Origin of the sequence: Enterococcus sp. DIV0086, from assembly GCF_050498705.1 — a bacterium.
GTDB lineage: Bacteria > Bacillota > Bacilli > Lactobacillales > Enterococcaceae > Enterococcus > Enterococcus faecalis.
Window position 1 is genome coordinate 953,682 of sequence record NZ_JBNIDN010000001.1, and the last position, 13,848, is coordinate 967,529.

A 13,848-nucleotide genomic window follows, 5' to 3' on the forward strand; every position below is an offset into this window, starting at 1 on the left:
AATAAATACGCTTTCATTTCTTGTTTTTTGTGCTATAATCAGCCTATATGATATATCATTTAAAACAAAGGAGCTACTTTCATGAATATTCAAGCGATTGATACGCGACACGGAACTGCCAACCAACATAGTTTTTCAAATGGAAATTGTCTACCCTATACTGGCGTGCCATTTGGGATGAACTTTTACGCCCCGCAAACAACTGACCAAAAAGGCAGCTGGTGGTTTCATCCAGAAGATCGAACATTTCAAGGCTATCGAGTAACGCATCAACCAAGTCCTTGGATGGGTGATTTTAGCCATTTATTAATGACCCCTGTCAGTGGTTCATTGTCGGAACTTTCTTTATTCCATGCCCAAAGTTCTTATCGTCCAGAAGAAAGCCTTTTTTCTCCTGTCGAAATTAACTTAACTCAATTACGCTATCAAATAACTTCTCAATTAATCCCAAGCATGTATGGTGGTATCTTAACCATTGATTATCAACAAAAAGATAATCACTTACTACTAACTCTGCCTGGACGTTATCAAGTAAAACAATTAGATGACCATCAAGTGGCTGTAAAAGTCATCAACTATTCTGGTTGTGAAGATCCAGATTTTAGTTTTTATTTTGTTCTTCATTTTGAACAGCCTTTAACCAAATGGTTTGCCCCTTCTTCAGGTGAAGATGGCAAAATCCTTCTTTCTTTTGGAAATATTGCTCAACAAGTTGTTCATTTTAGTAGTTCATTTATTTCTGAAAAACAAGCGCAGTTAAATTTAGCGCGAGAAATCTCTTTGCGTTCTACTGAGATGCTGCAACAAGGAATCGCAGATTGGCATAATTATTTCGATCGCCTTAAAGTAACGCATGAAAACCCTGAACATACTAAAACGTTTTATCATACACTGTATCGAACATTCCTATTTCCGCAAACCTTTTATGAATTGGACGAAAATCAGCAGCCGATTCATTATGATACGTTCTCGCAAACGGTTCGTCCTGGTGTACTATATACCAATAATGGCTTTTGGGATACTTATAAAACGGTCTACCCATTGTTCTCACTAATTGCTCAAGAAAAATACGAAGAGATGCTAGAAGGCTTTTTAAATAGTTACAACGAAACAGGTTTCTTGCCAAAATGGTTATCTCCAGATGAGCGTGGTTTAATGCCCGGCACCTTGATTGACGCTGTCATTGCTGATGCCGCCGTGAAAAAGATTCGTCCTGACTTGATGCCTCAGTTCCTAGAAGCGATGAAAAAAGGTGCCACACAACAAAGCGAACGAGAAAATTATGGACGTCAAGGAACTCTGGATTATCTAAAATATGGCTATGTTCCTTCAACCTATCATGAATCTGTCAATCATACCTTAGACTATGCGTACAGCGATTTCTGTATTTCGCAAGTTGCAAAAACACTGAATGATTCAGAGACCGCAACATTTTATCGTCAACAAGCCTTGAATTATCAACAACTTTTTAATCCTGAAACTGGCTTTATGCAAGCCAAGGATACTGAAGGCAATTTCCGTCCTGACTTTTTAGATATTCGTTGGGGCAAAGATTACGCCGAAGGAAGTGCTTGGCAATCAAGTTTTGCGGTTTATCAAGATTTTGCAGGTTTGATTAAGCTATATGGTAGCGAGTTAGCTTTCGAAAAAAAATTAATTCAGCTATGCAATCAAGCGCCTAACTTTAACGTTGAAGGCTATGGTTTTGAAATTCATGAAATGAGTGAAATGGCGGCAATTGATTTTGGTCAATTAGCCATCTCAAATCAACCAAGTTTCCATTATCCGTTTCTATTCAGCTACATCGGCAAACCAGAGATGGCTCAACCACTTTTAAAACAACTAATGCAAACATTTGATGCTTCACCAACTGGCTATCCAGGTGATGAAGACAATGGCAGCATGTCTGCTTGGTATATTTTTAATAGCTTAGGCTTTTATCCCGTCACACCAGGAACTGGTGAATATGTAATCGGGATGCCTTTAGTCCAGACGGCGGAAGTAAAACTGTCAAATGGTAAACAATTAACCATTCAGACATCACCAAACAAAGTCCAACAACAATTTATTCATGAAATTCAGTTAAACCAAGAAAAACATACTGCGCCTTACTTTACTCATCAAGAACTATTAAACGGTGGGACTTTAGATTATCAATTAGGGATCGTCCCGAATCCACAAAACACAGCAGAACGACCGTTTTCATTAAGTACGGAAAAATAATAAAAAGAAAGATGTTCATAAAAATTGAACATCTTTCTTTTTATTCTTCGACGCCTGCGTAATTTGATTGGTATTGCTCTCGAAATTCTTTTGGGGTAATTCCATTTAATTTTTTAAACATTTTTGAAAAATAGTTGGTATTGTTAAATCCTACTTTTTCTGAAATTTCGTTGATTGTATCATCCGTGTACAATAATAATTTCTGGGCATGTTTGGTACGCACTTGATTCAAATATTGAGAAAAACTCCGCTTGGTTTCTTTTTTGAAAATTTGGCCTAAATAACTAGGATTCAAATGAAGCTCATCCGCCACCGTTTTTAAGTTTAATTCTTCTAAATAGCCTTGTTCAATTCTTTCTACAGCTTGGCTAACACTTTCTGAATATTTTTTTATTTTAGGTTTATTTTTCACTTCTGCCAAGACTTGCTGCATTAACGCATACAGTGTATTAAGATTGTTGCTAGCTCGAATTTCTTCCACGATTTTTTCATAGTTTTCTTCTAACACAGTTGGATACTGACGGGAGATATCTGAAAAAAGTAAGAAGACTACATAGCGTACATATTCTGGCGTAGCATGTTGTTGACTTAACTGATTGAAAATAGCATCTAATTCCCGTTGAATGGTCTGCATATCCCCAATCATCAAGGCTTGGTTAAACGCTAGAAAAGTAAAATCTTCTGCCGAACGATTCATTTGTTCTTTTTGATTATTTGGCAGAAATTCTTGATAAAACGTTTCAATTGCTTGCAACTGTTTTACTTTCTCATAACTTTCATAAACCGTTTCCCATTCATTGACAGATTCCCCTACAAAAATCTGACCTTGACCAGCTAGAATCGCTTCAATTTCACGAATAAATAAGAACGCTTCTTGTCTGGCCCCTTTATAGATAAGTAACAATTGGTGGTACGTACTCATCCAACTTTCAATGAATAACAGTTGGCCTTTTTTCATAAATAGTTCCTTGATTGTTTCTAAAAATGGCATCTCAGCTTCAACCAATAAAACGGTAAAATCACCTGGTTTTATAGTCGCAAATTGCTGCATTAACTCTTCGTATTCCCCTTCGCTGATTTCATCATTAAGCCAACGCATCAAGCCATTTTCTAGATATAGACGCACGCGGGCATGGGATTTTTTTTGTTGGTCCAATTCTGTTTTAATTCTCTGGATATTGTCTAATAGTTCTTGCTTATTGACTGGTTTCAAAAGATAATCTTGGACCTGCAAAGCCATGCCTTTTTTGACGTAATCAAACTCTTGATAACCTGATAAAATTAAACTAATAAATTGATGTCCTTTTTTCTTTGCTTGCTCAATTAATTCGATCCCACTCATTTCCGGCATCGTAATATCTGTTAATAAAACATCAATGGATTCTGTTTCTAAAAAAGCCAATGCTTCTTGCGCACTACGCGCTGTTTTAACAATTTCAAATCCTAACTCTTGCCAAGGAATAATCCATTTTAAGCCTTCTAAAATCATATATTCATCATCAACAAACATCACTCGATACATCTTTTCACCCCTTATGCTACAAACGAAAGACGAATTGTCGTCCCTTCTCCTTCTTTCCCTTCAATGGTTAAACCATAACTCTCCCCAAAAAAGCGTTGTAAACGTTCATGAACATTTCTTAATCCAATGGATTGTTCCGTTTCTATTTCTGTTTGATTTAAACGTGCGCGAATTTCCTCTAACCGATTGGCGGTGATTCCTTTTCCATTATCCACAACAGCCACAATAATTTTTTCGCCTTCTCGGTAGGCGTGGACCTTAATAGCATTGTCTTGTCGTTGATAGTCAATACCATGCACAAAATAATTTTCGACAAGCGGCTGAATAATGAACTTAGGAATTTCAACATCAGCAATTGCTTCTTCTATTTCGAACTTATAGGCAAATTGGTCGGGATAACGCATTTGATACAAATACACATATTTTTCGCAAAATGAGATTTCCTCTGCCAAGGTCGTGGTTTTTTCTTGGTTAATATTATTCCTAAGTAACGTTGAAAAAGCATAGACAACATCAGCTAGTTCTTCTTGTTGCCGACTCAAGGCATACATGCGAATATATTCCAACGTATTATAAAGAAAATGAGGATTAATTTGCGACTGTAATGCTCTCATGTGGGCATCGCGTTGCTTAATTTCTAAAGTATAAATATCGTGAATGTATTGATCTAAACTGTCTACCATAAAATTAATCGCAGAAGCAATATCATTCAATTCTTCCTGAACTTGATTCGTGTCAATTCGTTCTTTTAAATTGCCATCGCCAATGGCTCGTGTCGCTTCTAAAATTAATTGGACTTGTTGAGAATAGCGTTTAAACAGGCGGTTTAAGCCCACTAATAAAATAACAATCAAAAGTAATCCAATCCCTAAAATGGCCGCATAATTCATAAACAATTGTCGAAATAAGACTCGGCGGCTTGTTAATAAGAGAATGGTACTCCGGCCACTGCTTTCTATTTCCGTAATATCGTAGCGATTATGAAAAACCTGTTGAATGTCACTATCGGTGTGCATTCTTTTATCTAGTTGCCGCTCTTCTTCTTTGGTAAATTGTGCTTTTTCAGAAAAAATTTGATTTCCAGCACTATCATAGATAAACGCATTAATACCTGATTTTTTCAATAAGTCTGCTTGGTTGCCTAGCAACTCTTGACTTGAAAACACAGTGTACAACTCTCCCAGCGGTTGTCCTGTATAAGGATCGGAGATAATTCGCATTAGTTGAAAGCCATGTTTTTTAATTGATGACATATCCATTTTTTTCCCATTTGTAGCTGTGCGATTGGCGAACAAAACCTGATCAAATTCATCTAAGCGAATAATCACTTCTTCTAAGTCAGGAAAGGTGCTAAATAATGTACTTAAATTATTTCCAAAGTGGGTACTGACCCGATCTTCCGACCATTGGCTGTAAGTATAGTCAAAATACTCAGGAGGAGAAAGTTCCATATATTTTCGCATGTTTTCAATTTTACTTGCAGAGCCAGCTAATTCATTAATCATATTCGTCGCCGCATTATTTTTATTCGTTACATAGCTGTCAATTTGGGAAACGGCGTTATTTTTTTGTGAATCAATTGATAAGTTAATTGTATAAGTAACATAAACGCACAAAGCAGCCACCGTTAACAAAATAATACTTGTTAACAGTAGACTGTATTTTTGTACTAATCGATTTAATAAATATTTTTTTTTAAACAGTTTTTTGAAGATTCGCTTCATTTTGTTCCAACTTTCCATCAATAAACTGGCGATTTTTACGCGTGACATAGGCACACCACATCATAATTAAGGCAAACGAAGCAAATAGTAGCAGTCCTTTCATTTTCCAAGTTAAAGCAACGATACTAATTACACCGAATAAGACTTTAAAAAATACACCGAGGTTTAAAAAGATACTGATAAATGAAAGCTTCATTAAATCAATAGTTGAGATAAAATAGCTTCCTTCATATAGTAGCATATAAATGTAAAAAATAACGAGTATTAGGGAAACAAAAAATAAAATAAATGTAATAATTAACCACATTATTCCGGTAAATTGAACGGCTAAATAAATATTATAAAAAACAAATCCTAAAGTGAAGAGAAAAAGTAAAAAATAACAGTTACTTCTTTTAAAATGTGCTTTCCATGATTCAAATGCTCGTTTAACGGTAATTGCTTGATAATTCATACCCTCTTCCAAAATGAAATCAGTCATCATTTGGAGTGCTGGACCAACACCAAAAATAATCCCTCCAGCTAAACTAAATAAAACAAACAGTAAATTTAGTTTGATTACTGTCCAGGAAAGGTAAAACAACCGTTGAATCCCTGTACTTTCCATCTTCCTCTTCCTTTCTATTATGTAAAAGGCTGAGCCAAAAGCGCTCAGCTAATGCCTCAGCCTCCTGTGATTATTTTTGAGATTGGATATATTCGTCTAATTGTGTTTGCATTTCTTTTTGAACTTTATCCCAGCCAGCTGTTTTTAGGTCATCCATTAATTTTGGAAGTGTTTCTTCTGGATCAACAGTTCCTGTATTTAAGCTTGCTGCGTAACGGTTCATAACTGTAGCAACGTTAGTGATTTCAGTTTTCACTTTATCATTTACAAAAGTAAAACCAAGAATTGGTGAATCTTTTGCTTCTTCGATGCTCTTATCACGTTCTTTAACCATTTCTTCAGTGACAGATTCTTCTGGCCAAATGATTAAGTTGTTTCCTGTGTTCCAAGCACTCAAATGAGTTGTTGGTGTGTAATCTTTCAATAATTTCACGCGATCATCACCAACTTTTTCATATTGTTTGCCTTCTTCACCATAAACAAGTCCGTTTAACAATTCTGGATTGCTGTTTAATAAACCTAACAATTCAACAGATTTTTCTTTGTTTTTAGACGTGTTTGCAACAACATAGTTAGCCATTTGCGCTTGTGATGTTGTTTTTAATGGTTCTGTTAGTGGACGAGAAACAAGTGGTTTGCCAGCAGCTTGTGTTAAGATTGTATCACCATAATCCATAGGTCCTTGTGTTTCTTGACGCATAAACCAAGTATTGGTATTTAAGTCATATGGTGTTGTACTTGTAGCAGCATCTGTTGGAATCAAGCCATCTTTATACCATTGATGTAAGACTTTTAAGTTATTAATCATGTCTTTGTCGGCATATTGGTTAATAATTTTTGGTGAGCCAGTATCAGTTGTTTTTACTGCAAATGGATATTGGTTACCAATAGGGAAGTCATAATTACCTGTTGCAAAGAATGTTTGGCCGATAGCAAAAGCAGCAATATTTGGTTCTTTTTTATGGAATTCTTTTAGAACTTCCGTTGCACTTTCATAACTACCATCAACTTTACTAATATCTAAATTGTATTTATCGACATATTCTTTATTAAAAGTTAAAACTTGTTGACCGTAAGAGTTACCTAAAATTGGGAACGCATACAGTTTTCCATTGATCGTATTTCCTTTAATATAGTTATCTGGTAATTGATCATAGGCTTCTTTGGCATATTTAGGTGCTAAATCAGTTAAATCAGCATAGGCGCCTTTTTGTGCATTCGTTGCATAATTTTGTGCTAATGAAATATCATAGCTTTCACCAGAAGCAACGATTGTTGACATTTTTTGGTCCCAATCACCCCAACCAACAAATTCCATTTTTAATTTTGCCCCAATTTTTTTCTCGATAATTTTATTCGCATTATCGATTAATTGGTCATAATTATCTGGTTTGTCCCCAACACGATACATTAATAACGTTGGTGTACTATCATCACCTTTTGACGCTGCATCTTTTGAAGATTTACCGCACGCGCTTAATCCTACAGCTAAAGCTGCTGCGCCAGCTACGGCTAATCCTTTTTGCCATTTTTTCATTCCTTATTTCCTCCTGTACAATTTTATTCTTTCACGCCGCCGATTGTTAAACCACCCACGAAATATTTTTGGAAGAATGGGTAAGTTAACGCAATTGGTAACGTAGATAAGACAACAATCGCCATTCGAGCCGATTCACTTGGTAGAACGCCTAACCCTTCTTGTGCTGCTGCACCCATATCCGTACTTCTTGATAAGAACTCTAAGTTGTTTTGAATTTTCATCAATAAATACTGTAATGGTACCAAGGTATCTTTTTGAATGTAAAGTAACGCATTGAACCAATCGTTCCAATAACCCAAAGCCGCAAACAAACTAATTGTGGCAATCCCTGGAACGGCTAGTGGTAACACAATGCTGACAAAAATGCGCATTTCACTTGCGCCATCAATACGTGCCGATTCAATAATACTGTCAGGCACGGTTTTCTTGAAAAACGTTCGCATCACTAAAATATTAAATGGTCCTAAAGCTAAAGGCAAAATTAACGCCCAAATTGTATCTTTCAATTGCAATAAGTTTGTCATTACTAAATAGTTCGCAACCATCCCTGGTGAAAATAACATTGTAATTAACGCAAACAATGTAAAGAATTTTTTAAATGGAAAGTTGGAACGAGAAATGACATAGGCATATAATGACGTCATTGTTGCATTGACAATCGTCCCTGTCACCGTAATGAAGACCGTTACCCCTAAGGCATGAATAATGCGTTGACTCATTGCCCCTTGGAAAATGTAACGATAGGCCTCCAATGAAAATTCTTTTGGCCAAAACCGGTAGCCGTTTGCTGCTAATGATCCTTCACTTGTCAATGAAATCATAATAACAAAGAAAAACGGAACCACACAGGAAATAGCAAAAATCGCAATGACAATATTGAAAATCAAATTCGCTGTCGGGTTGAAGGATCGAACGTTAACGCTAGTGACTTTTTTCTTTTTCATAATCCTTCCTCCTAAAATAGTGCTGAATCTGGTTCAATTCGACGAACAACTAAATTCGCAATTAATAACAAACATGCCCCAACGACAGATTGATATAACGCTGCAGCTGCCGTCATGCCTACATCACCAGTAGCCGTTAAGCCATTGTAAATATAGGTATCTAACACACTTGTCACGTTGTAAAGCGCACCTGAGTTTCTTGGTACGATGTAGAACAAACCAAAGTCTGCTCTGAAGATACCGCCGATGTTTAAAATTAATAAAACAGACATCATTGGTAAAATTTGTGGAATCGTAACATTTTTTATTTGTTGCCATTTGTTGGCACCATCCACCATCGCTGCTTCATAGTATGTCGGATCAATCCCCATCACAGAAGCATAGTAGATAATACTGTTGTAGCCTAGACTCTTCCAAACATTTAGGAAGACAAAAATTACTGGCCACCAACGTGGATCTGCATACCAGTTAATCATTGTGCCGCCATTACCAGTAATCCATTGATTCAAAATCCCTTTATCTGGACTTAAAAAGGCATAAACAAAATAGTTAATAACCATCCAAGATAAGAAATATGGTAGCAATGACATCGTGTGATAAACTTTAACCAAGCGACGATTTCTTAATTCACTCATAATAATAGCAAAAGCAATCGCGAAGAATAAGTTAAAGGCTAAAAAGACGACATTGTACAAAATGGTGTTTCTAGTAATTAACCAAGCATCTTTTGACGCAAATAAAAATTTAAAGTTTTCAAAACCAACCCAAGGACTTTCTCTTAGACTAGCTAAGAAACCATCTGGTGAAATATGAAAATCTTTAAATGCGACCACATTGGCTAAGACTGGTATATAGAAGAAAAATATAAACCAGATAAATCCTGGTAACGCCATAAGGATTAAGGCCTTATAACGCCATACATTTTGAAAAAACCCGTTTTTCTTCTTCATTCGTTTCGCTCCTTTCATAAATATAATAGCGTTTTCATAATATCTTTTTAAGGAACAAATTATAGGATTTGAGAAACAAATTATAGATTTTGTGTCATTTTAAGGTAAAAATTTACCGAATTGACTGTTCTTTGTGAAAACGTTTATCTGATATTTTTTTTACAACTGTTTAAGAACCTTAAAAACAATTGGCTAAACCTCACTCATAAAGCGATTTTGCTAGCGTGTATTTGTTTTATAAAATCTGAGAACTTGATAGTTTCACAAAGGATATCCTCTAATTATTTTTGAGGAGGACTATTTTTGAATTTTATCCGTAAAAAACACTAGAGCAATTCGTTTAATTGTAGTTTATTTTTTTGCAGTTTTAATGCAAGCTGGTTCTTTATTATTACTAGCTATTTCACTACTATTTTTCTATTTGCCTTTATGCACACACAATATGTTGGATTTCTTGTTATAAATCAAAAAGAGTTGACGACATAGGTCATTTTGACTTATGTCGTCAACTCTTAAATTTTCAGCTAATTAGTCGTTCTAAAACAATCGATTTTGTTTACTCCTCTTTTTCTTTGTTTCTCTTTATAACATAGAGAATTAATACAATTAAGATCAGTCCTACACCCAGATACGCAAATATTTTTTGGACTTTTTCTCCTGTTTTTGGTAAATAGGATGATTTAGACGTTTCTTTCTTGTTTATGGCAATTTCATTTTTACTATTTTTTGTAGGTTTGTTCTGGTCTGTAACAACTTTGTTTGTTTCCTTTTTATTTTTCGCTGGTTCTTCAGGCGTAATGGGCACTTCTGGTTCTTCTGGTGGATTGATGCCATCACCTACTTTGGCTTTGTTGAGAATTGTTTCGCCCGCTTTCGCTTCATCGTTAACGATCACTTTGAAACGAATACTCCGCTCTTTTGTATCGGTGATACTTGGGTATTCCGCTGTGATTGTGCCGTTGGCTTCTTTCAAGCTGGTAGGTTTTGGTTCATCACCGACACTTGTTAGGCTATCTTTGACATACGTCAGTCCTTTTGGTAGTTGGTCTGTGATAACTACTTTGTTTAAGACGCTGTTTTCGATGGTATTGCGGAAACTGATTGTGTATTCGATCGCTTCCCCTAGTTTTGGTTTAGCGTTATTAACAGTTTTTGTTGCTGTTAATTTGCCTTCTTTTACTTGAGGTGTGATTGGTTCTTCGGGTGTAATGGGTACCTCTGGTTCTTCGGGCGGATTAACTGTGTCATCTACTTTGGCTTTGTTGAGAATTGTTTCGCCCGCTTTCGCTTCTTCATTAACGATCACTTTGAAGCGAATACTCCGCTCTTTCGTATCGGTGATACTTGGGTATTCCGCTGTGATTGTGCCGTTGGCTTCTTTCAAGCTGGTTGGTTTTGGTTCATCACCGACACTTGTTAGGCTATCTTTGACATACGTCAGTCCTTTGGGTAGTTGGTCTGTGATAACTACTTTGTTTAGGACACCATTTTCGATGGTGTTGCGGAAGCTAATTGTGTACTCGATAGTTTCGCCTAGTTTTGGTTTGGCGTTATTAACGGTTTTTGTTGCTGTTAATTTGCCTTCTTTCGCTTCTGGTACCACCGGCACCTCTGGTTCTTCGGGCGGATTAACTGTGTCATCTACTTTGGCTTTGTTGAGAATTGTTTCGCCCGCTTTCGCTTCTTCGTTAACGATCACTTTGAAACGAATACTCCGTTCTTTCGTATCAGTGATACTTGGGTATTCCGCTGTGATTGTGCCGTTGATTTCTTTCAAGCTGGTTGGTTTTGGTTCATCACCGACACTTGTTAGGCTATCTTTGACATACGTCAGTCCTTTTGGTAGTTGGTCTGTGATAACCACTTTGTTTAGGACGCCGTTTTCGATGGTATTGCGGAAGCTAATTGTGTACTCGATAGTTTCGCCTAGTTTTGGTTTAGCGTTATTAACGGTTTTTGTTGCGGTTAATTTGCCAGTTACTTGTTCGTCCGCAATTTTTGCTTCTACTATATTAGAAGTTTCGTTGACTTTTGCAGATGTTAAAATATCTACTGCCTCAACGGCTGCGCTATTAGGCACTAATTCATTTGCTTTTGCTCGTTCATTTATCCGCGCTTTAAATTCGTAAATTGTTTCAGCTGTATCAGCTTTGTAGCTACCTCCTTGTGTAGCAGTTGCACCATTGCCGACACGGACTATAATTTGTTTATTGGTTTCATCATATTCAGCTTGATCATCGCCTGAAGCATCCGTTTTTTCACCAGAATTTGGTCCACTAATAATTTTTAAAGAGCCTGGCAAATAATTTAAGCGACCATCTAGTGCATCCTTCGAGACTGAATTTATCGCTTCAGAATCAGCTTTTGTATTTTTTAGTGAGACACGATACGTGATTGTTTCACCAACTTTGTAAGTTTCTTTTGGTTCCACAATTTCTTTCTTAATTTCAAATTCAGGCGTTTCTGCGTTTACAGCAAAACCAATCGCATTCGTAGAATAATCGTCACCACTACTTGTTGTTCTAAAATTAATTTGGTTTTGTCCAGCATTTAAAACACCTTCGGGAATTGCCATACGATCGATATCAATATCTAAAAAATTAGGATGATCCGGCGCAAATTTCCCTGGATACTTGTCTACCATATGTTCATCGTTATCTGTCACAGTTGCGTTCATAGCATTGTTAACTGGATTGAGCGTGTTCGAAATATTTACCCAAGTTCCTGCGCTATTTTTAATTTGTGCGTTGTCTCCAGTCCAGTATTTATCTCCTTGAACAGTAAACCAGGTCACAATTGGATCAAGATTTCCTTGTTTTGCTGTTAAAAAGTTGCTCATAGTAAATTCATTATTGGTTCCAGCAGCATTACCACGTGCTCCATAGTAAATACTAAAAGCTCTTGACTTACTTGCCTGATCCTTTGTAACAACAAACAAACTCCAACCACTAAAGTTATAATATTGATATTGACCATTTAAACTACTTGTCATAGGAATATCTGCCAACGTATAACTCCCTGTCGCACTTTTATCCCCTTGTAAAATTGAAGTTACATCTGCATAATTAGAAAATCCAGTGTTATTGTACCCGAAACGTTGTCCTGGGTTTGTTGCATCTTGATCGATACGATGGTACCTTTGGGGCGAAACACGCTGTACGGTTCCATTTGGTGTAGTAAATTGAACTGGTGCACTAATTTCTTCATCAGAAAGATTTGTTCCGTAAGCAGGGCCTTTATATCTAGATGCACTCCAAAATAAGCCCGCCCAAGCAATCTCTTTTGCACCATTTAAATCAATATAAGCCCGACTAGAGTTATACGTATTTGGATCATTGTCAACATCTGCAAATTCTAAAGGAAAATTGTTAATTGCATAACCACTACTTGCTCCTCGTGTGTTTAAAAATGTTTGTGCAGCCGCCGTATTTTCATTCGCAATTTTTAAGTTGGTATTTCCCGTTGAAAAAAGTTCTCCTTTATGAACGCTTTGATAAATCGGTGTATTAAACCCCCGACCAGGTGTTGGTGGCACTAACGGACCAGTAGGTTGCGCCTTTAATGGAGGTTGCTCAGGACTTTCGGTAGCCTGCGTTAGTGCAGTCTCTTGAATACTTTCTGTCGCCTTTCCTGCTTCAGGCTTTGTTTCGTTACTAGTAGTTGCGGTCATTTCATTTGTAGAAGAGACTGTTTCGTTTGCCTGATTTTCTACTTTTGTTTCTGAAGTTTCCTGTTTTTCCTTCGAAACCGACTCTTTATCTGCTAGCATATCTTTACTAGGTAAATCAATTACTAGTGTTCCTTTTTCATTATCTTCTATTAGTACGCTGACCAATAACTTGCTCGACGCTTTTGTAGTTATTTGCCCATTTATGGTAATCTTTCTTGTCGAATTTGGTTGAAGGTTAAGCAGTTTAATATCGGTTGTTTGATCTTTCTCATTTGTTTCAACCTTTGCTTGTTCTTCTAAAGACGTAGGTCCTCGCTCTTCGCTTAAAGTATCTAATACAAATTTGATTGGACTATCATTGTTATTTTTTTGTTTTAAAATGAGATTTTTGATTGGTACATCTCGTGTATTTGTTATTTCGTAAGTGACCGTTTTAATATCTTCTTGAGACGATGTATCTTCTATTTTCCCTATTACTTTGAGCCCGTCTTTTTCAACAGTATTCTCAGCATCACTTGTTACTTCTTGAGCAAACGCGTTCATCATTGGTAACAAATTTAAAATAAACAACATGGTAATCATAAGGTAACTCACAAAATTTTTAACTGCTCTATTCATTTACATTCTCCTTCGTTCTTTTCATTTACTTAAACAAATCATCTTCAAAC

Annotated in this window: 8 protein-coding genes; 1 reads left to right on the top strand and 7 read right to left on the bottom strand. The window is 36.4% G+C overall.

Annotation, left to right across the window (positions count from 1 at the left end):
* Positions 1 to 81: 81 nt before the first annotated feature.
* Positions 82 to 2,223 (top strand): GH92 family glycosyl hydrolase, encoded by a 2,142-nt coding sequence (locus IGI63_RS04545; RefSeq protein WP_002374433.1) that lies wholly within the window; start codon positions 82 to 84, stop codon positions 2,221 to 2,223.
* 40 nt (positions 2,224 to 2,263) lie between these two features.
* Here IGI63_RS04545 and IGI63_RS04550 read toward each other — a convergent pair whose 3' ends face one another.
* The 7 genes from IGI63_RS04550 to IGI63_RS04580 form a co-directional block, all read right to left on the bottom strand.
* Positions 2,264 to 3,745, bottom strand: a complete 1,482-nt coding sequence (locus IGI63_RS04550; RefSeq protein WP_429975395.1) for a response regulator transcription factor — start codon at positions 3,743 to 3,745, stop codon at positions 2,264 to 2,266.
* An 11-nt stretch (positions 3,746 to 3,756) separates the two neighbouring features.
* Positions 3,757 to 5,487, bottom strand: coding sequence for a sensor histidine kinase (locus IGI63_RS04555; protein WP_429975979.1), 1,731 nt, complete (start codon positions 5,485 to 5,487; stop codon positions 3,757 to 3,759).
* Positions 5,441 to 6,076, bottom strand: coding sequence for a YesL family protein (locus IGI63_RS04560; protein WP_002362905.1), 636 nt, complete (start codon positions 6,074 to 6,076; stop codon positions 5,441 to 5,443). Before IGI63_RS04560 ends, IGI63_RS04555 begins: the two co-directional genes overlap by 47 nt.
* Positions 6,077 to 6,146: 70 nt before the next feature.
* The gene (locus IGI63_RS04565) at positions 6,147 to 7,613 is read right to left on the bottom strand and encodes an ABC transporter substrate-binding protein (protein ID WP_002362904.1); all 1,467 of its coding nucleotides are present in this window, start codon (positions 7,611 to 7,613) and stop codon (positions 6,147 to 6,149) included.
* 23 nt (positions 7,614 to 7,636) lie between these two features.
* Entirely contained in the window at positions 7,637 to 8,560 is a 924-nt protein-coding gene (locus IGI63_RS04570; RefSeq protein ID WP_002359877.1) for a carbohydrate ABC transporter permease, read from the bottom strand.
* 11 nt (positions 8,561 to 8,571) lie between these two features.
* Complete coding sequence (locus IGI63_RS04575) at positions 8,572 to 9,528, bottom strand: ABC transporter permease (protein ID WP_002356852.1); 957 nt, start codon at positions 9,526 to 9,528, stop codon at positions 8,572 to 8,574.
* A 538-nt stretch (positions 9,529 to 10,066) separates the two neighbouring features.
* On the bottom strand, positions 10,067 to 13,798 hold the full coding sequence (locus tag IGI63_RS04580; protein WP_429975396.1) for an isopeptide-forming domain-containing fimbrial protein: 3,732 nt from the start codon (positions 13,796 to 13,798) through the stop codon (positions 10,067 to 10,069).
* Positions 13,799 to 13,848: the final 50 nt, after the last annotated feature.